This window comes from Enterobacter sp. Bisph1 (assembly GCF_000814905.1).
Taxonomy (GTDB): domain Bacteria; phylum Pseudomonadota; class Gammaproteobacteria; order Enterobacterales; family Enterobacteriaceae; genus Kosakonia.
The window spans coordinates 90,233-112,042 of sequence record NZ_JXAG01000028.1 but is presented as its reverse complement, the minus strand read 5'-3'; the positions used below and the strand labels follow the sequence as shown (position 1 = coordinate 112,042).

Sequence of the window (21,810 nt, the reverse complement as noted above, 5' to 3'; positions counted from 1 at the left end):
TGCCGGCTCGGTCGAAAAACCCTGCTGCTGGCAGTGATTTATGCTTAGCGACAGAGACCGAATCCGCGCATCCCGAGGTGAAAATGGTTGGCGTGGGCGGCGTTATACGCCGGTCCAAGCCCGTTGCCATAATAGCCGCAGCTGGCGCTGAGCATCGCCTGCAGCCAAGGCTGCGTGCGCGCCTGACGCCAGCCCTTGAGCACCGTAACGGACTGGCCGTTTGCCAGATGAAAGGCGCTCAGATCCAGCGCTTCTGCGCTGGCATGTTCGCTGCGACGGGCATTGGCGCGGTTATAGATATTGCGACAGGCATAGCTGCCCAGGTGATCGATACGCGTAAGCTGGCTGCCCATAAAACGTTCCGTCAGCGGCCGCGCCTGCTGCGCAACAAACAGCGCCGAGCTAAGGGCTAACGGGCAACTGGCGAGAAAACTGCTGCTCAGTTTAACCGCGCCGAAATCACGCACCCGCACCACGTTAATCAGAGGACAGTCCCCTGCACTGTCGGCGACGGCCACTGAGGAGATCAACCGCTGCTGATTGGCCTCGGCCAGTAATGCGCTACAGGCCTGCGGCGGCAGCCGACGCAGTTTAAACTGGGTGATGCGCCCCGGCGGATCGCTAAGTTGTAATGGCGCAAACGGGTTGTAGTAAGGCGGCAGCGCGCGATAACCGATATAAATCACCGCCACAAGTATGCATAAAACCATCAGGCCTTTCCCGCTCACATCACCTCCTTTCGTCTGCAAAAACATTATGGCAGAAGGCCGCGAATCACGCGTTTCAACGTGCTATCGTATGTGCTTTGTGACTTTACGGTGAGTAAAACAAGAAATGGCAAAAATGCGGGTAGGGATCGTCTTCGGTGGCAAATCAGCGGAACATGAAGTCTCGCTTCAGTCGGCAAAAAATATCGTCGACGCAATGGATAAATCGCGCTTTGACGTGGTGCTTCTGGGAATCGATAAACAGGGTCAGTGGCATGTTAGCGATGCGGACAATTACCTGCTTAACGCCAGCGATCCGGCGCATATCGCCCTTAATCCTTCAGCCAATAGCGTGGCGCTGGTGCCGGGGATCGCACAGCAGCAGCTGATCCAGGCAGAGAATAGCGCGCCGTTACCGAATGTCGATGTGATCTTCCCTATTGTTCACGGCACGCTGGGCGAAGATGGCTCATTGCAGGGGATGCTGCGCCTGGCGAATCTGCCCTTTGTCGGCTCCGATGTGCTGGCCTCCGCCGTCTGCATGGATAAAGATGTCGCCAAGCGTCTGCTGCGTGATGCGGGGCTTGCCATTGCGCCGTTTATTACGCTAACGCGCGCCAATCGCCAACAATACACTTTCTCCGATGTGCAGGCCCGGCTCGGTCTGCCGCTGTTTGTGAAACCTGCCAATCAGGGTTCATCCGTTGGCGTCAGCAAAGTGACCAACGAAGCGCAATACCTTGCCGCGGTAAACATGGCCTTTGAGTTCGATAAAAAAGTGGTTATTGAAAAAGGCATTACCGGGCGCGAAATTGAATGCGCCGTGCTCGGCAATGACCATCCGCAGGCCAGCACCTGCGGCGAGATTGTGCTCAATAGCGAGTTTTACGCCTACGACACCAAATACATTGATGATAACGGTGCGCAGGTTGTCGTGCCCGCTGATATCGATCCGGCGATCAACGATAAGATCCGCGCGATTGCGGTGCAGGCGTATCAAACGCTGGATTGCGAAGGTATGGCGCGCGTGGATGTGTTTTTGACGCCGGACAACGAGGTGATCATCAATGAACTCAACACGCTGCCAGGATTTACCAATATCAGCATGTACCCGAAACTGTGGCAGGCGAGCGGTATTAGCTACACCGATCTCATCACCCGCCTGATAGAGTTGGCGGTAGCGCGCCATCAGGCAAACAGCGCGCTGAAAATGACCATCACCGGCTAACGACTACGGTTTATCCGCTGCCTCCTCATTTTCCGGGCGGCGGCGGATAATCAGCCCGGAGAGCCAGAAACCGATCCCCCAGGTTACCAGCCCTACAGCGTAGGTTTGCCAGCCTTTAGCCTCAAAGCCCAACAGCCCCACTACCCCATTCAGAATAAATATCAGCCCAATCGCAAACGCATAATAGTGCCAGTCACGGCGGATTTTCACAGGCAGCTTCATGACAACTCCGGCAATCAAAACGGCATCATCCCATAACTGCCGCCCCCTGGTCTGTGCCGTATGCGGAAATTCTGAAATGTTACCTAAGTAATAAAAATGTTACTGGAATGTGATCATCCCCAAAAATCATCCTTCTGGGATCATTCCCGGGGCTAAATTATCACCATTCTGATGTTGACAACGCGTTACAGCTGCCAGAATTACCCTGAGTTCGGGCCACATGCCAACTCATTCGAGCGTAAAAAGTGAAGAGTACCGGAGGTCTTATGGCTGACTTTACTATGTCAAAACCCTTTAAAGTTAAGGGTGCGAAACAACGTGACGCCTCCAGGCCGGGTAATATTGCTTATGCCATATTCGTACTACTCTGCTTCTGGGCTGGTGCACAACTCCTCAACCTGCTGGTTCATGCGCCGGGCGTGTTTGAACACCTGATTCAGACACAGGATAGCGCTCGCCCCCATGTTGAAATGGGCATGGGCGTCGGCACTATCTTTGGCCTCGTACCCTTCCTCGTAGGCAGCGCCCTGCTGGGTATAGTGGGACTGGTTTTACGCTGGCGCCGCCATTTTACGCGCTAGTTCTGCGCCATGCAGGCGGCCCGACGATCGTCAACGCGCTTCGCAAACCATGCTGTTGTCAGGTTGCGCGTGATTTTCGGGCTCTCCAGCTTGATCCCCGGCAGGATCTCCCTCGGCAACGTTTTGCCGCTTCTCTTCTCGGCCAGACGGTAGACTTCGCGATACAGTTTCGTCTCTTCCAGTTTTTGGCTGTCGCCACGCTCCAGCTGGCGACGAATATCCCGGTCTGACATACCCAACTGCGCCCCCAGTTTGCGCACGGCTAATTCCGTACCGCCCGCCTCGCTGCTGCCGTAGGCAATAAGATCGCCATCCAGCGCCAGTTTCACCCCGGTTGCTTTACTAACGGCATTTTGAAACGCGGCATTACGGCTGGCGTACAGCCCGGCGTTAAAGTCGGCAAAACGGTAGATCGGCGCCGTATAGCTCGCCGGATAGTTGAGCAAATGATAAGTGCCGAACCACAGACCACCGCGACGGCTAAAGACCTCCTGCCGCACTGTGCCCTCTCGTTTCCAAGGATAACCGTCGTTATGCTGCTCGGCAAAGGCGACGCTTACCTGCATCGGCCCGCCGGTACGCACCGGGTTAAAGGAGCCGAACAGCTTCTGCCCCATCGGCACCATACCGATCATATCGTCGAAAATGGCGCTTAGTTCTTTTTCCGTGCGCACTTTGTCTAACCGCTCGCTGTAGCTTTTGCCGTTCGGCGACGGAATTTTTAGCGCGGTGTGCACCAGCAGCGGCGGAATATGCAACCGCTCGGCGCGTTTATCGATCTCTTTCCAGGCGATTTTATTCAGCCCCGGCACCACCGGATCGGACTGATAATTGGACTCCTGCTGCGCCACCGCCAGTACCGAACAGATATTTTCCAGCGTCGGCGGCAGTTTCTGGCTCTCAAAGGTGGTGGCCAGATCCTGCGCCCAGCCTTCACGATCTTTTACGCTTGCCGGGATCGTTCGCCGCACGACGCTTGCGACATCCAGCGGTTTGCTTTCTTTAGCGTTCTCTTTTTCAGCTTCATGGGTCAGCGTGCCCTGCGTGGTACAGCCTGCGAGGATCAGCGCCGCCAGTAATCCGCTAAAGCGAGGGATGTAAACCATAACCTTCCTTGTATTAACCAAAAATATGCGGCAGCGGTTGAATCGCTTGCCCGTCCAGTTCACGCTCAAAACTGCGTAAACGTTTATAGATAGACATCAGTTCTACCAGCGTCGTCCAGGATGAGATCAAATACTGGAACGAACTGCGCACCTGCTCAAAGACGTTGGTAATCTGGCGCATCAGACCGAAAGTGATCGCCCCGGCGGCAATGGTCGGGAAGAGCACAATCAGGCCCACCACCACATCGACCTGCATATACAGAATACGGGCGATATTGAAATACATATAGTGGAAATAGATACGGAAATAGTTGCGGCGCACGGCGGCGAACAGCTCGGCGACCGTATGCGGCCGCGCACGGCTGGCATCATCTTCGCCGTAAACCAGCTCCTTACGGTAGGCGGCTTCCACACGCTGGTTTTTAAACTGTAGCCCCGGCAGCTTAATGCCGACGAAAGCCAGCAGCACGGTGCCCACCAGTGCCCAGCCGACGGCGGCAATCACCAGCCCGTAGGCAATATGGCCGACTACCGGCAACTGCTGCACATGGGGCGACAGCGCCACCAGCACCGGCAAAAAGGCAATCAGCGTCATAATGGCGTTAATAAAGCTGGTGCCCATATCTTCAAGGGTGGTGGCGAAACGCATGGTGTCTTCCTGCACACGCTGCGCTGCGCCTTCGATATGGCGCAGATGTTCCCAGTGCGCCATATAGTATTCGTTCATTGCCGTACGCCAGCGGAAGATATAGTGGCTGACAAAAAAGTTATTCAGCACCGCGACGGTAACGGCAATCAGCGCTATCCATAAAAACACGCCAATCTCGTGGTAAAGCTGGCCGATGCTGACTTTATTCGGCGCGCTAAGGGCGGTCTGGATAAGATCGTAAAACGGCTGATACCAGGCATTAATGGCCACGTTCACCTCAACCAAAAACCAGGTGACAAAGATGATCAACGCCGTGCCGAGGATCGACCAGCGCTGCCAGCGGTGCGGCGAGAAGGTAAACCAGCACAGGGCAAAGATGCCGACACACAGCAGATAATAGGCATAAAACAGCAGGTAGCTGGCGCTCCAGAAACGGGCGGCGCTAATAGGCACCTCGGCCGAGGCACCGCTCAGACGCAGCAGCCACTCATCGCCGCCTGCCTGCCAGAAAATCACGGTAATAGCGGTCCATATAAACGCCGACAAAAAAAACAGTGTTGGCCTTGGGAAGAAGGACTTGAACATTCTTTTCTCCTGCGAACTTCTTATTATTCACGACATATGCTGTGTTACACCGCCATCGCCCCCAGCATGGCGATCAAAAAGCGCCGCTGAGTGCGGCGCCGTATCGCTGAATCTGACCCGAGGATAACGCCTTAGTTCGTTTGCCATTCATGAAGAATTGTATCGACGGGTTTCACCCGCACCGGGTTGCCGGGCACCGTTAACGTTGCCCACACAGCGTTATAGTGCTCAATTAATACTGCGGCCTGCGCCGCCGGGCGATTGGCTGTGGTATGCGCATCTTGCGCCACGGTAATGGAATACCCGCGGCTGGCACCGTTTTTGATGGTGGTATCGACACAGTAATCCGTGGCGCAGCCGCATATCACAAAGCTGTGAATATCGTGGTCATGCAGCACCTTTTCAAGGCGGGTTTGATAAAAGGCGTCGCAGGCGGTTTTGCTGACATACAGCGCGTTCGCCGGCTGATTGAGTTCCGGCAGCAGGGCAAAACCGTCGCTCCCCTCTTCCAGCCCGCCCGCTTCGGCATGCTGGATAAAAATGACGGTGTCCGCCACCGCCGTAAGCTGGTTGATGCGCGCCACGCACTGCTCGCGCTGAATACGTTCGGTGGCAAAGACGCCGTTTTGCATATCCACCACCATCACTATCCGTTTACCCGCCATTGCCTGACTCCTGAATGAGGAAATAAAAAGATTACCACATCCCACTTTCGCCGAAGTGGTTGGCGAAACGGGCAATTTACTCATCGTTACGTATTAGGGCGAAATAATACGCTTATTGCCGCTTTGCAACGGCCCGCCGGGTAGTAAAATATCCCTATCGTTCCCATTTTTGTTTGGATCTCTTCGTTGAAACCTTGTCTGATTTTCTCGGCGTTGCTTGGCGCGCTGAGTCTGACCCGCGCATGGGCGGCGCAACCCTCGCCCGATCCGGTTTTTGCTTCTGACATTGTCGATCGCTACGCCAACCATATCTTTTACGGCAGCGGCGCGACCGGGATGGCGATGGTCGTTATTGATGGTAACCAGCGGGTATTCAGAAGCTATGGCGAAACCCGTCCGGGCAATAATGTCCGGCCGCAGCTGGATTCCGTTATCCGCATTGCCTCCCTCTCAAAGCTGATGACCAGCGAAATGTTGGTCAAATTGCTCGATCAGGGGCGGGTGCGTCTCAACGATCCCTTAAGCAAATATGCGCCGCCGGGGGCGCGGGTGCCAACGTATCAGGGCACGCCGATTACGCTGGTCAATCTGGCAACCCACACCAGCGCCCTGCCGCGTGAGCAACCCGGCGGCGCGGCGCACCGCTCGGTCTTTGTCTGGCCCACGCGTGAACAGCGCTGGAGCTGGCTCTCTACCGCCCAGTTGAAAACCACGCCCGGCACCCAGGCCGCTTACTCAAACCTGGCATTTGACCTGCTGGCAGATGCCCTGTCACAAGCGGCGGGTAAACCCTATCCGCAGCTGTTTGAAGAGCAGATAACCCGCCCGCTGGGGATGAAAGACACCACCTTTACGCCGTCGCCGGATCAGTGCAAGCGGCTGATGGTGGCGGAAAAAGGGGCCAGCCCCTGCGATAACACCCTGGCAGCGGTCGGCAGCGGCGGCGTTTACTCAACGCCAGGGGATATGATGCGCTGGATGCAGCAGTTCCTGTCGTCGGATTTCCACACTCGCGACAGCCAGGCCGACCGTATGCAGACGCTGATCTATCCGCGTAATCAGCTGACCAAAGTGGTCGGCATGGATGTCCCCGGAAAAGCCGACGCTCTCGGCCTCGGCTGGGTCTATATGGCACCGAAAGAGGGCCATCCGGGGATTATTCAAAAAACCGGCGGCGGCGGCGGTTTTATCACCTATATGGCGATGGTGCCGCAGCATAACGTCGGCGTCTTTGTGGTGATTACCCGCTCGCCGCTGACGCGTTTTACCAGCATGAGCGATGGTGCCAACGATCTGGTGAGCGAGCTGAGTAACAATAAACCGCTGGCGGCACCTTCCATCTGATGCAACAAACAGGCAGGCGGTTTGCCGTCTGCCTGTCTTCACGTTTAACAGCGATTTTGGTAAAACAGCGCGCCGCCTTTTCGGCTACAATGCCGCCATCTGTCCACAAACATCAGGCATACCATGAACGATTTAATCACTCGCCCTCGTCGCCTGCGCAAATCCCCTGCGCTGCGCGCCATGTTTGAAGAGACAACACTGAGCAAAAACGACCTGGTGTTGCCGATCTTTGTTGAAGAAGAGCTCGACGATTATAAAGCCATTAGCGCCATGCCCGGCGTTATGCGCATTCCCGAGAAGTATCTGGCGCGCGAAATCGAACGCATCGCGAAAGCCGGGATCCGCTCGGTGATGACCTTTGGCATCTCCCATCATACGGATGAGACCGGCAGCGATACCTGGCAAGAAAATGGCCTGGTGGCGCGTATGTCGCGCATCTGTAAAGAGACGGTGCCGGAAATGGTGGTGATGTCCGATACCTGTTTTTGTGAATACACCTCACACGGCCACTGCGGCGTGCTGTGCGATCACGGCGTCGATAATGACGCGACGCTGATTAATCTGGGCAAACAGGCGGTGATCGCCGCGGCGGCCGGTGCCGATTTTATTGCCCCTTCGGCGGCGATGGACGGCCAGGTGCAGGCGATCCGCAGGGCGCTGGACGCAGCGGGCTTTACCGACACCGCGATCATGTCCTACTCCACCAAATTCGCCTCCTCGTTCTACGGTCCGTTCCGCGAAGCGGCGGGTACCGCGCTGAAAGGCGATCGTAAAACCTACCAGATGCATCCGATGAACCGTCGCGAAGCGATTCGCGAGTCCCTTATCGATCAGGCCGAAGGCGCTGATTGCCTGATGGTGAAACCGGCCGGGGCCTATCTGGATATTCTGCGTGATATCCGCGAGCGCACCGAGCTGCCGCTGGGCGCGTATCAGGTGAGTGGTGAATACGCGATGATCAAATTTGCCGCCCAGGCGGGGGCGATTGACGAAGATAAAGTGGTACTGGAAAGCCTGGGTGCGATTAAGCGCGCCGGTGCCGATCTGATCTTTAGCTATTTTGCCCTCGATCTCGCCGAACGCGGCATTCTGTAAACGAAGCGGGCGCAGCCCGCTTTTTTCTGGCCTTTCTTGCGCTGTTTCTCCTGCCCTTTACGCTGTCATTTATTCACTGTAATGAAATGTAAGCGTCATCTTCGCCGTCTACTGTCATCGGCAAGACGGGAGGAGAAATCATGTTTAGTCTTGATAATGTTGTTTCTGATCTCTGGCCGCAGGCCAGCCCGGCCCCCTGGCAAAAGAACCTGCTCAGACGGCTGCTGTATGAGCGAGAGTTTCAGCAGTTCGCCGCCCGCCATCCCCATCTGAAAGGGCTGGATATGGTGGAGCAAGTGCTCGAACATCTGCAAATCCGCTGTACCGTTGCCACCCGCTGCCTCGAACAAATCCCCGAACATGGTCCGCTGGTTATTATCGCCAACCACCCAACAGGCACCCTTGACGGGCTGGCGTTGATGTACGCCGTGTCCCGCGTACGCCGCGATGTAAAGGTGGTGACCAACCGCATGTTGACCCATCTTGAACCCCTCAACTCGCTGTTTATTCCGGTAGACAATATGGGCGGACGCACGCGGAAATCCTCCCTGCAGCAGATGGAAAACCAGCTGCAAAATGGCGGCGTGCTGATCTTCTTCCCGGCCGGGGAAGTTTCCCGCCTGACGCGTAAAGGGATCCGCGATAAAGAGTGGCATGCCGGGTTTATTAAACTTGCCCGCAAGTTTCGCGCCCCGCTACTGCCGGTGTGGATTGACGCGCGCAATAGCGCGCTGTTCTACGCCAGCGCGCTGGTTTCTGAAACCCTGCCGTTTTTACTGCTGATGCAGCAGATGTTTCGCCGCCGCGACAGCGAACTGCCGATCAAAATCGGTGAACGTATTCCATGGAATAGCTGGCACACGCCGCAGCTGGCACCGCGCGAGCTGGCCGCTAAGTGTCGCAAACATGTCCTGCGTCTCGGCAAGGGAGTGCCTGGCCTGTTCAAAACCGAATGCGCCATTGCGCGCCCGGAAGAGCGCATTACCCTGCGCCGGGCATTGAACAACGCCGAGTGCCTTGGCCGCACGGCTGACGGTAAGCACATCTATTTGTGGCAGCGTAAAGGACAGGAAGATGTGCCGCTGCTGCGCGAGCTTGGGCGGCTACGTGAAATTGCCTTTCGCGCGGTAGGCGAAGGCAGCGGTAAGCGTCGCGATACGGATAAATATGACGACGATTATCTGCATCTGATTTTGTGGGATGACGCGGATCTGGAAATTGTCGGCGCGTACCGCTTTATGCCGACGGCGCAGCAAGTGGCGACGCGCGGCATCGAAGGGCTCTACAGCCACAGTCTGTTCCATTATGACGACAGTATGGCTGACGTACTGCGCGCGGGCATCGAACTGGGACGCAGCTTTATTCAGCCGCGCTACTGGGGCCGCCGCGGGCTGGATTATTTATGGTCGGGGATTGGCGCTTACCTGGCGCGCTATCCACAATACCGCTATCTGTTTGGTCCGGTGTCAATTTCCGGCGGGCTGCCCCCGGCGGCGCGGGATTTGCTGGTGGCGTTCTATCGCCTGTGGTTCCCGGCAAGCTGGCCGCTGGCTGCATCCAGACGTCCGTGGCCGGCTACGTTGCCGGAAGTGCTGGCACAGTTCACCGGCGACGATTACAGCGAAGATCTGACGCGCTTAAAATCTCTGCTCGGCAATATGGGCTGCGGTATTCCGCCCCTGTACAAACAGTATTCCGAATTGTGCGAACCCGGTGGCGTGCAGTTTATCGACTTCGGCTGCGATCCGGATTTTAATAACTGCGTCGATGGGCTGGTGCTGGTGGATTTAACGCTTCTTAAAAGCAACCGCTACGAACGTTATATTGCGGCGCATCTGCCCCAGCAGGCAGCGAGCGTGGAATAAAAGTTAGGGCAAGCGAGCCGTCGCCACAGGTGCGACGGCTTTTTTATGTCAATTAGCGCTGCACCAGTCGCAGCCGTGCCCTGCGGCTATTTAAACGCGGATTATGGGTAAAAATGACATACAGAATTGGTCGCCAGGCCATTATCTCCTCCTTTGTTAAATATCATCCTGGATTTGGCTGAATATTTTTCCTTCCAACAAAAGTGCCAGAGAATTAAGAACAGCCCATTATTTCGGATGAGTATTAACAGCAGATTATTTAGCTATTAATAAACGTAACGCTTCACCTAAGTCCGGATAAATAACATTCTAAATCAGTAGGTTAAATTATCGTGAAACAGAACATCTAAAAATGCCTTCGTTGCTTATTATTAAAGCCCGATATAACAGAAAAAAGGCTAAGAATCGTCGGATTTCAAATTCACCGCCCTTAGGCATTCCGCCGCAGCCCGGCCTTATTCTTACAACGCAGATAGGTTTGCCCTCAGGCAATATAATGGCGTTTCCCCATTGCGGGGCAGCCTGCACCTGAACAAGGATCGCCACGGTGCAACCTGGGACTTAAAGCGCTATCGATAGCGTTAATTCAGTGGTTTCACATCTCTTTGTATCCTGGCACCGCCTTTGCACATAACAAAGAAGGTTATTCAATGGCGAGGCAATCAACATGAGTACACAAACAACATTAAAAAGAACCCTCGGCAGCTTCCGTCTGTGGGGCATTGCGGTGGGGCTGGTGATTTCAGGGGAGTATTTTGGCTGGAGCTATGGCTGGTCGCAGGCAGGAACACTTGGCTTTCTCATCGTCGCGCTGTTAATTGCCGCGATGTACTGCGCCTTTATCTTTAGCTTTACCGAATTGACAACAGCGATTCCGCACGCCGGTGGCCCTTTCGCTTACGCCTACCGCGCCTTTGGGCCTACGGGAGGGTTTATCGCCGGGTTTGCCACGCTGATTGAGTTTGTCTTTGCCCCGCCGGCAATCGCCATGGCGATTGGTGCCTACCTGAATGTGCAGTTCCCCTCTCTCGATGCTAAGTGGGTCGCCTGCGGCGCGTACGTCATCTTTATGGCGCTGAATATTCTCGGCGTGGGTATTGCCGCCACTTTTGAACTGGTGGTGACGCTGCTGGCGATTTTCGAACTGCTGGTGTTTATGGGCGTGGTCGCACCGGGTTTCTCGTGGGATAACTTTACCGCCAACGGCTGGGCAGGCGCGGAGAGTTTCAGCACTCTGGCGCTGCCGGGGATGTTTGCGGCAATCCCGTTTGCTATCTGGTTTTTCCTCGCCATTGAAGGCGCTTCCATGGCCGCAGAGGAAGCGAAAGATCCCCAGCGCACCATTCCCCGCGCCCTTGGCGGCGGCATCTTAACCCTCACCGTGCTGGCGATTGGTGTGATGGTATTTGCCGGTGGCGTCGGCGACTGGCGCAACCTTTCCAACATTAACGATCCCCTGCCGCAGGCAATGAAAATTGTCGTCGGCAGCAGTAGCGGCTGGTTGCATATGCTGGTGTGGCTGGGCCTGTTTGGCCTGGTGGCGTCGTTTCACGGCATCATCATGGGTTACTCGCGTCAGATCTACTCGCTGGCGCGCGCGGGCTATCTTCCGGCGAGCCTGGCCACGCTCAACCGCACCACACGCACTCCGCATCTGGCGATCCTCGCCGGTGGTGTGGTGGGCATCGGGGCGATTTTCTCCGACTCGCTGATAACCATCAGTGGTTCGCCCCTTACTGCCTGTATTGTGACGATGTCGGTTTTCGGGGCTATCGTTATGTATATCATCTCGATGGCCGCACTGTTTAAGCTGCGCCGCAGCGAACCGGCGCTCATTCGTCCGTTTAAAGCGCCCCTGTTCCCGTTCGCCCCCGCCTTTGCGCTGGGCATGGCGCTGTTCTGTCTGGTGGCAATGGTCTGGTATAACCCGCTGCTGGCGCTGATTTTCGCCATCATGATGCTCGGCGGTTATCTATGGTTTCGTAAAACGGCGCATGCGCGCGAACGTGCCGGGATGGATCCGCAGCTGCGGGCCGTCTCCTGAGGAGACTAAATGTATAAAACCACCCTCGCTCACCGTACTTATCAGTTTGCCAGCCTGAAAACGCTGCTGGCAAAAGCCTCCCCGGCGCGTTCCGGGGATGTGCTGGCCGGGGTTACCGCGCAAACGGCAGAAGAGCGGATGGCGGCGAAAATTGCGCTGGCGGATGTTCCGCTGCGCGAGATTCTCGCCTCGCCGCTGATCCCCTATGAAGAGGATGAAGTGACGCGCCTGATTATCGATACCCACGATAGCCGCGCCTTTGCCCTGATTGCCCACCTGACGGTGGGCGAATTTCGTGACTGGCTGCTGGATGACAGCACCGATACCGCCACCTTAAGCCACGTTGCCCCGGCGATTACGCCGGAAATGGCCGCCGCCGTCAGTAAACTGATGCGCAATCAGGATCTGATCCTTGCCGCCAGCAAATGCCGGGTGATCACCCGTTTTCGCAACACCATTGGCCTGCCCGGCCATCTCAGCGTACGTTTACAGCCTAATCACCCAACGGACGATATGAAAGGCATTGCCGCCAGCATGCTCGACGGTCTGCTGTACGGCGCGGGTGACGCGGTAGTCGGCATTAATCCGGCCAGCGACAGCCTGCCGGTGCTGCAAAAGCTCAACCATATGATGGCCGACATTATTGAGCGCTTCGCCATTCCTACCCAATCCTGTGTGTTAACCCATGTGACTAACACCTTACAGTTGATAGAGCGCGGTACGCCGGTCGATCTGGTGTTTCAGTCGGTGGCGGGAACCGAAGCCGCCAATAGCGGGTTTGGTATTAACCTTGCGCTGCTGCAGGAGGCGTATGACGCGGCGCTGAGTCTTGGGCGCGGCACGCTTGGCAATAACGTGATGTATTTCGAAACCGGCCAGGGAAGCTGCCTCTCCGCCAACGCCCATCACGGCGTCGATCAGCAAACCTGCGAAGCCCGCGCTTATGCCGTGGCGCGCCACTTCAAACCGCTTCTGGTGAATACGGTGGTGGGCTTTATCGGCCCGGAATATCTCTATGACGGCAAACAGATTATCCGCGCCGGGCTGGAGGATCACTTCTGCGGCAAACTGATGGGGCTGCCTATCGGCTGCGATGTCTGCTACACCAACCATGCAGAAGCGGATCAGGACGATATGGATACGCTGTTGACGCTGCTGTGCACTGCCGGGCTGACCTTCCTGATTGGCGTACCGGGCGCCGATGACATTATGCTCAATTACCAGAGCACCTCGTTTCACGACGCCCTGTACGCCCGCCGCCTGCTGGGGCTAAAACATGCTCCGGAGTTCGCCGAGTGGCTGAAGAAAATGCAGATTATTGACAATGGCGGTCAGCTACGCCTGACGGGGGCGAACCATCCGCTGCTGAGCGTTATTCCACAAGGAGCCCACGCATGAACGGACCCGATGCATGGACACTGCTGCGCGAGTTTACCGATGCCCGTATCGCGCTCGGCCGCAGCGGTGCGAGCCTGCCCACGCGGGAAGTGCTTAATTTTGGCCTCGCCCATGCCCAGGCGCGCGACGCTATCCACCAGCCCTTCGACAGCGAACGCCTGGCGCAGCAACTGCACGCGCTGGGCTTAAAAACCCTGGATGCCCACAGCGCCGCCGCCGATCGCCATATCTACCTTAACCGCCCGGATCTGGGGCGTATGCTGAGCGAAGAGAGCCGCGAATACCTGGCCGCCCATCGTCCGCCAGCCCACGATTTGCTGCTGGTGATTGGTGACGGGCTCTCGTCTCACGCCGTTCATCGCCAGTCCGTCGGGCTTATTACCGCCCTGCTGCCCTATCTTGAAACCCTCGGCGTCTCCTGCGGCCCGATTGTGCTGGCGCATCAGTCGCGGGTGGCGCTGGGGGATGATATTGGCGAAACCCTGGGCAGCAAAGCGGTGGCGATGCTGATTGGCGAACGTCCTGGTTTATCCTCGCCGGATAGCCTCGGCGTTTACCTGACCTGGCAGCCATCGCGCCAGCGCATCGAATCCGAGCGAAACTGCATCTCCAATATTCGCCCGGAGGGGCTTAATTACGACGCTGCGGCCTTTAAGCTCGCCTGGCTGCTGGAGCAGGCGTTTTTACGCCGCCTTACCGGCGTGCAGCTAAAAGATGAGAGCGACAATCCGGCGCTGCACGGGCGCGTAACCCCCCGACTTACCGCACAATAATTCCCCCTGGCGCTTCGCCTCGGTGAAGCGCTCTTTTCCCCGCGTCATCTACACTCTTTACGTTGTATACGGCGAACCCGTGGAGGATGTATGGAGAAAAAGAACAGCGCCGATAGCAAAGAAGCATGGCCCGTTGAAGATAATCCTTTCTGGCTGCATTTTGAGAAGCAGGTACAAAAATGGGGCGCGATAGCGCTTATCGTGATTGTGATTGCTGGCTTGTGTGGCCTGTTTTCCCAGGGCTTTCTGAGTAAAAAAACGGCGGTAAGCGATGATCAAAAGCTGATGGTTGAATATGACCGTTTCGGTCGTTTACAGAGCGATCTGGATATGCAAATGACCGCCAACGCCTCGGCGGATAGCCGCGTCACTTTCACCCTCGGCGGCGATTTTATGCACGATTTTGAAATCCGCACCCTGCAGCCCCAGCCGCAGAAAATGTACAGCCGCAGCGGCGAGCTGGTGCTGGAGTACGCCCGTCCCGCGCCTGATAAACCCTTAACGGTCTGGCTGGGCTTAACGCCGCTCGGTGTCGGCACCAGCACGCAAACCCTGTCAGTGAATAGCGCCACAACGGTCACACTCACACAGTTTATTTGGCCCTGAGGAGAGAGCGATGGATATGGTTTTACGCGCGGTAGCGATCTATCTGGTGTTGATGGTGGTGTTCAAAATTGCCGGCCGCCGAACGCTGTTACAGATGACCTCTTTTGATCTCATTTTGCTGCTGATCATCAGCGAAGCCACGCAGCAGGCCCTACTCGGCAGCGATTTCTCCGTCACCGGCGCGTCGCTGACCATTATCACCCTGGTGGGGGTGGATATTATCTTTGGCAACCTGAAGAAGTATGTGAAAGGGGCGGAAAACTTAATTGATGGCACGCCGGTGGTGCTGGTGGAGAACGGCCAGATGCTGGAGAACAAAATGCGGGAAGCGGATATCTCGCGCGACGATATTCTCATGTCGGCGCGTAATAATCAGGGGATTGCCGAACTGGCAGAGATTAAATTCGCCATCCTTGAGCGCAACGGCCATATCTCGATTATTCCCAAAACGCCCTGATAACGTTCTGCTCGCTATACTTGATAGACCAAACCATTGATGCACGAAGCGGTTAAAACAATATGAATCAAGACGCAACGTTAACCCACACGATGAATTCACTGCTGTGCCTGCCGGTGGCCATGTTGTCCTCACAATTAGGTGAGCTGCTGACACAAAAAAAGCTGCGCGTCACCACGGCGGAATCCTGCACCGGCGGGCAAATTGCCACGGCGCTGTGCGCGACCGGCGATACGCCTGAGTTTTTCGGCAGCGGGTTTGTCACTTTTACCGATGAAGCGAAAAGCACACTGCTGCATGTTTCAACGGACACGCTGGCGCGCTGGACGGCAGTAAGTGAACAAACCGCCAGTGAGATGGTGCAAGGCGCCTGCGCGGTGAGCCATGAGCCGGTAGGGATAGCCGTCACCGGTTATGCCGGCCCGGACGGCGGTGAAGATGGCACGCCCGCCGGTACCGTGTGGTTTGCCTGGGCGCTGCCGGGAGAGCCACCGATCACGGAAATGCGGCGCTTTTCCGGCGATTGCACCAGCGTCGTTGAACAAGCGGTGAAATATGCGCTGGCGGCCTTGATCACCCTGTTAAGCCGTTAAGTATTGGCCTTCCTCTGCGCGTAATGCGTTAACTCAACCATCACGCGATCCGCCTGCGGCACGACAGAAGCCTTTCTGCTGCGTGTATCCTGCTCTCCTCCATGGATGACTGCAAAATGCGACAAACATCACACTTTCCCGTGATGAGCTACGCTTGGTTTAAGTATAAAAAAATATAAAGAGAAACCGCCAATGACTGATATCAATACTCTTTTCCCCCGTCGCCAGCCCGCTACGGATCCGCAGGAGCCCGCCCTGCTCAACTGGGCGCAAAACGCGATGCTGGCAAATAAAAATGCCGTGATTCACATCGAAAATGAACAACAACTGCAGCAGGTGATTGCCGCTGCCGCCGGAAAAGTGCGGATCATGGGCAGCCGTATGTCGTCCGGGCGAATGCTGAAACTGCGCCAGCCAGGCGATACGCTGATTGATATCTCGGCGCTGCGCGGCGTGTTGGCGGTGGAAGAGGACAGCGTCACCTTCGCCGCTGGTACGCAGCTGCATGAGGTGTTTGAAACCCTCACCGCCATGAACCGTATGCTACATGCCTCACCGGGGGTGATTGATTCGCAAACCCTTGCCGGGGCGATTTCCACCGGCACGCACGGTCAGGGATTGCAGCAAAGCTCGCTGGCGGATGAGGCACTACGCATTCGGCTGGTGGACGCCGCCGGGACAATTCATGAGGTCTCTTGCCAGCAGCCAGAGTTTGCCGCCGCCCAGCTCGCACTCGGCACGCTGGGAGCGATAACCGCCGTCACCCTGCGCACGCGCCCAACCACGCTTTATACCTGCTTTAAAAGTGCCAGCAGCGCCGATAACCTTGAAACGGATCTGCTCGACTGGAATCAGCGCTGGGCGTTAAGCAAAGCCTGGTGGTTCCCGCAGGAGAATAAAGTGCATACGTGGAATGCACGTGAATCGACCCCTGATGAGCGCGAACGGTGGCGCAATAATCATGGCAATCTGGTCGAGCTGGAAGAGACGGACGAGCAGATGAACGCCGCCGTTGATAAAACCCTGCAGCAGATGCGCGATGACACCCATATCGTTGATGAAAACGGCAAGCCGTTTCGCACCGTTACCCGCTTTAAAGATTTTTCAGATGTGATTGGCGATGTCTATCAGGTTTTCTGTCGCGGGATTGCCACGCCGCAAATCAATATTGAGATTGGTATTCCATTAGCGCGTGCACCGGCGGTTATCGCCCGCATGAAAGCGTGGTATCAGCAATCACACCCGCATATGCACTACCCGATTATTTTGCGCTGTACCGGGCCATCCCAGGCGTGGTTAAACCCGGCCTGGCAGCAGGCGACCTGCTTTTTTGGCTTTGTGGTCTATTACGCCGAAGACGGCTCCCTCTCCGCCGACGGGCTGGCGTTTTTGCGCGACGCCGAGCAGTTGCTGGCGCAGGAGGGCGGTAAGCCGCACTGGGGGAAATATTTTGATGCCACGCTCTATGACTGGCCGACGCTCTATCCGCAATGGTCGGCGTTTCAACAGGTGCGCCAGCGCTTCGATCCACAGGGCAAATTCCTCAATGCTTTTATGACGGAGCTGCTGTCATGAGCGCCGCCTTCGCCTGGGTTACTCTTCTGACGCAACCGGATTATCTGACGGGCGTCGCCGCGCTGCAGCGCTCCCTGCGTGACAGCGGTTCGCCCTGGCCGCTGGTGGTGATGGTGACCGAAACCATTGACGATAACACGCGCCAGCAGCTACAGGCGCTGGGCTGTACCGTACGTGAGGTGCCGATAATCGGCCCCGATCCCTCGCTGGCAAACCGGTATGCTAACGCCCGCTTTGCCGATGTGTGGAGCAAACTGGCAGTGTGGACGCTTACGGAATATCAGCGCGTGGCGTTTCTCGATGCCGATATGCTGGTGATTCAGAACATGGATGAAGTGTTTGAACTGCCGCTGCCCGCAGGCATGATTGCCGCCTGCCATGCTTGTCGCTGCAACCCCAACCACATTGCCAGCTACCCGCCAGCCTGGCGGCCGGAAAACTGCTACTACAGCTGGTGTGAAGACGCGCAAATGCACGCTAATCCCCCCGCCGGGCTTGATAACTACCTGAACGGCGGATTTCTGCTGCTCACCCCCGACATCGCGCAGTATCGGCAGATGATGACGCAGCTGGCGCAGAAAGCCGATATCTCCGCCTACGTTTTCGCCGAGCAGGATTTTCTTAATGAGATCTTCCGTGACCGCTGGCTGCCGCTGCATTACGGTTATAACGCCTTAAAGACCCTGCCGTATCAGCATAAAAAAATGTGGGATCTGGCGCGGGTAAAAAATATCCATTACATCATTGATAATCCCTGGGACAAACGCCCTGAGCCCGGCGACAAGGACTATCAGCTTTATTGTCTATGGAGGGAGCGTGCCGGGATCGACGCGCCTGGGGCATAAAACCTTGCGGTGTATTACGGCTCCGGCCAGCGATGCTGTTGCGCGGCGGCAAGTACCCAGTCGCGAAAAGTATGACAAAGAGGCTCGAATAACGTCCCTTTGTCATACACCAGCAGCATGCCACCACTGTTGGGCAACGGATGATACAGGGCGGCGTCGGCTTGCTTGCGAAACGCGAAATCGATACCGCCGTTTTGCAATGCTAACTGCCGATCGGCGGTGTTGATAAGCACTTCGGCATGGGGATGATAGCGCTCAAAGCCCTTCAGCCTTGGCAGCAACCAGTGCATGGCGAAATCCGCAGAGCAGTGAAGATGAATGCGCCGCTGCGCCGTACCGTCGATTAACCACTGTGTTGCCTGGGCTACCTGCGAAAAAGCGGGCTGAATCGCCCGCAGGTAGCGTGTCCCTTCTGCCGTCAACGTCAGTACGCGGGAACCGCGCATAAACAGCCGCACGTTGACCCAGGCTTCCAGTTTGGCGATTTGTTGGCTCACCGCGCTGGCGCTGATGGATAGCGCCTCTGCCGCCGCTTTCATACTGCCGTGTTGCGCGACGGCATTAAAGCAGATCAGCGCCTGCAATGGCGGTAGGGTCATTGCCTGTCTCCGCATCGGTTAAGTGACACTTAACTCTAGCAAAAATCCGGCTACACTCGTCAACATCCGTCGCGCTCAGCGGGCAAGAAAAACCTGCGGCGAACCCGCGACGGGATGCGTGTTCACTGCCACCTCTGCGCCATACCAGCGGGCGATAAGCGGCGCCTGAATCACCTGCTCCGGCATGCCCTGCGCCACCAGCTTGCCCTGGTGCAGCAGCAAGATCCTGTCCGCCCACAGCGCGGCAAGGTTGAGATCGTGCAGCACCGCGCACACATGCAGTTTGCCGTCGCCGGTCAAACGCTTCAGCAAACGCAACACCTGCTGCTGGTGATAGAGATCGAGGGCCGACGTCGGTTCATCAAGAAATAGCCAGCCCTGCGGGCCGTCGTGATGCCATAACTGCGCAAGGCTGCGCGCCAGCTGTACCCGCTGCTGCTCCCCGCCGGATAAGGTGTGATAACGCCGCTCGAGTAGCGTTTCGCAGCCGCTAAGCAACGCCACCTGCCGTACAATATCGTGCGCGCGTTGAGGCCCCCAGGGCGCGCGACCCATAGAGATAATCGCCGCAACCGGCCAATCAAAGCCAAGGGTTGGCTGTTGCAGCATCACCGCCCGGCGGCGCGCAAGGGCCTGTGCGCTCCACTGCGCTAACGCTTTGCCTTCTAGTTGACACTCTCCTGCCACTGGCGGGAGATAGCCCGTTAGCAGGCGCAGCAGCGTTGATTTACCCGCGCCGTTCGGGCCGATCAGCGCTACCATTTCACCGCGCGCAAGGGTGAAAGAAACATCGTCAATTAGCAGCCGTGAACCGGCGACAAGCCGCAGGTGGGCGGCGGTTAATGGCAGGGTCATATAGCCGCCTTAGAGGCACGAAAAATAAGCCATAAAAACCACGGCGCGCCAAACAGGCTGGTCAATAAACCCACCGGCATTTCCGCAGGCGCGACGAGGGTGCGTGCCACGGTATCCGCCGCCAGCAACAGTATTGCGCCCATTAGTAGCGAACCGGGAACCAGCGCGCGGTGATCCGCCCCCAGCCACAGGCGCATCAGATGCGGCACCACCAGCCCGACAAAGCTGATAATGCCGCTTACCGCTACCGCCGTTGCCACCAGCAGCGCGCTACACACCAGCATTTCGCGCTGCACCTGCGCCACATTAACGCCGAGATAATGCGCCTCTTCTTCGCCCAACTGCAGCAGATTGAGGGCACATGCCCTGCGCCCTATCACCAGCGAGGCCGGCAGGATCAGGCCGGTGGCGAGGGATAGGGTCGACCACTCGATCTGCCCGAGGCTGCCCATTCCCCACTGGGAAAGCTGGCGAAGCTGGGCATCGTTACTGATCCACGCCAGCACGCCGACGCCCGCACCACACAGCGCGTTCAGCGCAATCCCTACCAGCAGCAGCCGGGATAACCCCGCGTCCCCACTTTTGCTGAGCAGGTAAATGATCATCATCACCGCCAGGCTGCCGGTAAACGCCGCCAGAACGGGAGCGTAAAGCGCCACCATCGGTGAAACGCCGATCGGCAGCACCAGCCAGCAGGCCACCGTTAGCGATGCGCCGCCGCTGATCCCCAGCAGACCCGGATCCGCAAGGGGATTACGAAACAGCCCCTGCATCACACAGCCGGAGAGCGCCAGCGCCGCACCGATCAGCAGCGCCAGCAGCACGCGCGGTAGACGAACCGTGAGCCAGATCTGGCGTAACGCCTCATCACCCGTGTGCCATAAGCAGGCGAAAGGTAGCCGCATTGCGCCCTGAGTGCTGGCAAGGGCCGCTAAACCCAACAACAGCAGCATCAGCCCGATAAGCCTGCGGGAAGCGCGGTTCATCAGGGTAACTGCTCCGCTTGCTGACGCAGCGCCAGCAGCGCCTGTGGTGTCCGCACACTAAACCCCAGCAGCGCGATATCATCCACCATCAGCAGCTGTTTTTTTCGCCCGGCGGGGGTCTGCGCCAGCCCAGGCTGGTGCCACAGGTTCTCTTCGCCGCCCATCGCTTTAACGCTGTCGGCAGAGATGACAATCAGATCCGCCTGGCTGGCCATCACACCTTCCTGCGACAGCGCCCGATAATGGTCGAAACCCTGCATAGCATTTTGCAGACCCGCCGCCCGTAACGCACTGTCGGCGGCGGTTTGCTGCCCGGCAACCAGCGTACCCATGCCGCTGTGACTGAGAATAAACAGCGCCCGTTTATTTAGCGGCTGTTGCGCCAGCGCGGCGATTTGTGCCGCCAGCCGTTGACGCAGCGCGGCACCGGCATCGGGTTTGCCGATGGCATCGGCCACCACGGCGATTTTTTTATCAATCGCCGCCAGCGTGTAATCCCCAGGCAGCGTGACCACTTTGACATGATTTTCCTGCACCGTTTGCAGTACCCGCGAGGGCTGGGCATACGCGCTTGCCAGCACCAGCGTCGGGCGCAGAGAGAGAATGCCTTCGGCGTTTAACTGGCGAAGATAACCGACGTCCGGCAACTGTTGCGCCTGCACAGGCCAGATGCTGGTGCTGTCACGCCCGACCAGCGCCGACTGCGCATTCAATCCGTAGATAATTTCGGTGACATCGCCACCGAGGGATACGATTTTTTGCGCGGCGGCGCTGAGGCTAAACGACAGCGCCATCAAAACCAGCAGCAGGGTTTTCATGCGGCTTGCCCCCGGCGGGTTAAGGCATCCATCTGCGCGCGCCAGTGGCGTTGCTCCGGCTGTCCTTCGCTGCGCTGACCGTAAAGCTGGGCGATCAGCGTCATAGCCCACGCGGGCGTAGGTTAATTCGGCTTCGCTTATGCCCATTTTTACGGCGATATCGTGGGCACATTTTTCCGGGTGCTGCGTTTTAATGGCGAGGTAAAGCCGCCAG

General features: G+C 57.2%; 22 protein-coding genes and 1 pseudogene. 13 read left to right on the top strand and 10 right to left on the bottom strand.

Going from position 1 to position 21,810, the window contains the following annotated elements; translation table 11 throughout:
- Nucleotides 1-44 precede the first annotated feature (44 nt).
- Entirely contained in the window at nt 45-710 is a 666-nt protein-coding gene (locus RW65_RS04570; RefSeq protein ID WP_502685542.1) for an extensin-like domain-containing protein, read from the bottom strand.
- Between the two features lie 124 nt (nt 711-834).
- Between RW65_RS04570 and ddlA the strand changes: the two genes are divergently transcribed.
- Nucleotides 835-1,935 carry a D-alanine--D-alanine ligase gene (gene ddlA / locus RW65_RS04565; RefSeq protein ID WP_039055480.1) on the top strand — a complete coding sequence of 367 codons (1,101 nt, stop codon included), beginning with the start codon at nt 835-837 and terminating at the stop codon, nt 1,933-1,935.
- A 3-nt stretch (nt 1,936-1,938) separates the two neighbouring features.
- Here ddlA and RW65_RS04560 read toward each other — a convergent pair whose 3' ends face one another.
- Entirely contained in the window at nt 1,939-2,157 is a 219-nt protein-coding gene (locus tag RW65_RS04560; protein WP_039055479.1) for a DUF2754 domain-containing protein, read from the bottom strand.
- A 266-nt stretch (nt 2,158-2,423) separates the two neighbouring features.
- Here RW65_RS04560 and RW65_RS04555 point away from each other — a divergent pair, with 266 nt between their 5' ends.
- Complete coding sequence (locus tag RW65_RS04555) at nt 2,424-2,738, top strand: DUF2755 family protein (RefSeq protein WP_039055478.1); 315 nt, start codon at nt 2,424-2,426, stop codon at nt 2,736-2,738.
- Here the strand turns inward: RW65_RS04555 and RW65_RS04550 are convergent.
- From RW65_RS04550 to RW65_RS04540, 3 genes are all read right to left on the bottom strand, one after another.
- A complete protein-coding gene (locus RW65_RS04550; RefSeq protein WP_039055477.1) occupies nt 2,735-3,844 on the bottom strand; it encodes a DUF1615 domain-containing protein in 1,110 nt (369 codons plus the stop codon). The genes RW65_RS04555 and RW65_RS04550 overlap by 4 nt on opposite strands.
- Before the next feature lie 13 nt (nt 3,845-3,857).
- Nucleotides 3,858-5,078, bottom strand: a complete 1,221-nt coding sequence (gene sbmA / locus RW65_RS04545) for a peptide antibiotic transporter SbmA (RefSeq protein WP_039055476.1) — start codon at nt 5,076-5,078, stop codon at nt 3,858-3,860.
- A gap of 131 nt (nt 5,079-5,209) precedes the next feature.
- Nucleotides 5,210-5,743 carry an isochorismatase family protein gene (locus tag RW65_RS04540; RefSeq protein ID WP_039055475.1) on the bottom strand — a complete coding sequence of 178 codons (534 nt, stop codon included), beginning with the start codon at nt 5,741-5,743 and terminating at the stop codon, nt 5,210-5,212.
- A 186-nt stretch (nt 5,744-5,929) separates the two neighbouring features.
- Between RW65_RS04540 and ampH the strand changes: the two genes are divergently transcribed.
- The 11 genes from ampH to RW65_RS04485 all read left to right on the top strand — a co-directional run bounded on the left by ampH (nt 5,930) and on the right by RW65_RS04485 (nt 18,338).
- Nucleotides 5,930-7,087 carry a D-alanyl-D-alanine-carboxypeptidase/endopeptidase AmpH gene (ampH, locus tag RW65_RS04535; RefSeq protein WP_039055474.1) on the top strand — a complete coding sequence of 386 codons (1,158 nt, stop codon included), beginning with the start codon at nt 5,930-5,932 and terminating at the stop codon, nt 7,085-7,087.
- A 123-nt stretch (nt 7,088-7,210) separates the two neighbouring features.
- Nucleotides 7,211-8,182 (top strand): porphobilinogen synthase, encoded by a 972-nt coding sequence (gene hemB, locus RW65_RS04530; protein ID WP_039055473.1) that lies wholly within the window; start codon nt 7,211-7,213, stop codon nt 8,180-8,182.
- Between the two features lie 140 nt (nt 8,183-8,322).
- The gene (olsF, locus tag RW65_RS04525; protein ID WP_039055472.1) at nt 8,323-10,047 is read left to right on the top strand and encodes a bifunctional ornithine lipid synthase OlsF; all 1,725 of its coding nucleotides are present in this window, start codon (nt 8,323-8,325) and stop codon (nt 10,045-10,047) included.
- A gap of 667 nt (nt 10,048-10,714) precedes the next feature.
- Nucleotides 10,715-12,091 (top strand): ethanolamine permease, encoded by a 1,377-nt coding sequence (gene eat, locus RW65_RS04520; protein ID WP_039055471.1) that lies wholly within the window; start codon nt 10,715-10,717, stop codon nt 12,089-12,091.
- A gap of 9 nt (nt 12,092-12,100) precedes the next feature.
- The gene (locus RW65_RS04515; protein ID WP_039055470.1) at nt 12,101-13,489 is read left to right on the top strand and encodes an ethanolamine ammonia-lyase subunit EutB; all 1,389 of its coding nucleotides are present in this window, start codon (nt 12,101-12,103) and stop codon (nt 13,487-13,489) included.
- On the top strand, nt 13,486-14,262 hold the full coding sequence (gene eutC, locus RW65_RS04510) for an ethanolamine ammonia-lyase subunit EutC (protein ID WP_039055469.1): 777 nt from the start codon (nt 13,486-13,488) through the stop codon (nt 14,260-14,262). The genes RW65_RS04515 and eutC overlap by 4 nt, the downstream gene beginning before the upstream one ends.
- A 90-nt stretch (nt 14,263-14,352) precedes the next feature.
- Nucleotides 14,353-14,868 carry a hypothetical protein gene (locus RW65_RS04505; RefSeq protein WP_039055468.1) on the top strand — a complete coding sequence of 172 codons (516 nt, stop codon included), beginning with the start codon at nt 14,353-14,355 and terminating at the stop codon, nt 14,866-14,868.
- 10 nt (nt 14,869-14,878) lie between these two features.
- A complete protein-coding gene (locus RW65_RS04500; protein WP_039055467.1) occupies nt 14,879-15,325 on the top strand; it encodes a DUF421 domain-containing protein in 447 nt (148 codons plus the stop codon).
- A 92-nt stretch (nt 15,326-15,417) separates the two neighbouring features.
- Complete coding sequence (locus RW65_RS04495; RefSeq protein WP_039055500.1) at nt 15,418-15,918, top strand: 2-oxo-tetronate isomerase; 501 nt, start codon at nt 15,418-15,420, stop codon at nt 15,916-15,918.
- Nucleotides 15,919-16,110: 192 nt separating this feature from the next.
- Complete coding sequence (locus tag RW65_RS04490; protein WP_039055466.1) at nt 16,111-17,493, top strand: D-arabinono-1,4-lactone oxidase; 1,383 nt, start codon at nt 16,111-16,113, stop codon at nt 17,491-17,493.
- Nucleotides 17,490-18,338, top strand: a complete 849-nt coding sequence (locus tag RW65_RS04485; protein ID WP_039055465.1) for a glycosyltransferase family 8 protein — start codon at nt 17,490-17,492, stop codon at nt 18,336-18,338. Before RW65_RS04490 ends, RW65_RS04485 begins: the two co-directional genes overlap by 4 nt.
- 14 nt (nt 18,339-18,352) lie before the next feature.
- On the opposite strand, the gene RW65_RS04480 is transcribed toward RW65_RS04485, so the two are convergent.
- The 5 genes and pseudogenes from RW65_RS04480 to RW65_RS23325 form a co-directional block, all read right to left on the bottom strand.
- Complete coding sequence (locus RW65_RS04480) at nt 18,353-18,937, bottom strand: LysR family transcriptional regulator (RefSeq protein WP_039055464.1); 585 nt, start codon at nt 18,935-18,937, stop codon at nt 18,353-18,355.
- A 75-nt stretch (nt 18,938-19,012) separates the two neighbouring features.
- Nucleotides 19,013-19,792: a heme ABC transporter ATP-binding protein gene (locus RW65_RS04475; RefSeq protein WP_039055463.1), complete on the bottom strand. Its 780-nt coding sequence runs from the start codon at nt 19,790-19,792 to the stop codon at nt 19,013-19,015.
- Nucleotides 19,789-20,778, bottom strand: a complete 990-nt coding sequence (locus tag RW65_RS04470) for a FecCD family ABC transporter permease (RefSeq protein ID WP_039055462.1) — start codon at nt 20,776-20,778, stop codon at nt 19,789-19,791. The genes RW65_RS04475 and RW65_RS04470 overlap by 4 nt, the downstream gene beginning before the upstream one ends.
- Nucleotides 20,778-21,596: a heme/hemin ABC transporter substrate-binding protein gene (locus RW65_RS04465; protein WP_039055461.1), complete on the bottom strand. Its 819-nt coding sequence runs from the start codon at nt 21,594-21,596 to the stop codon at nt 20,778-20,780. The genes RW65_RS04470 and RW65_RS04465 overlap by 1 nt, the downstream gene beginning before the upstream one ends.
- Nucleotides 21,593-21,697, bottom strand: a pseudogene (locus RW65_RS23325) (hypothetical protein); the annotation flags it as partial. The pseudogene RW65_RS23325 and the gene RW65_RS04465, both read right to left, overlap by 4 nt.
- Nucleotides 21,698-21,810: the final 113 nt, after the last annotated feature.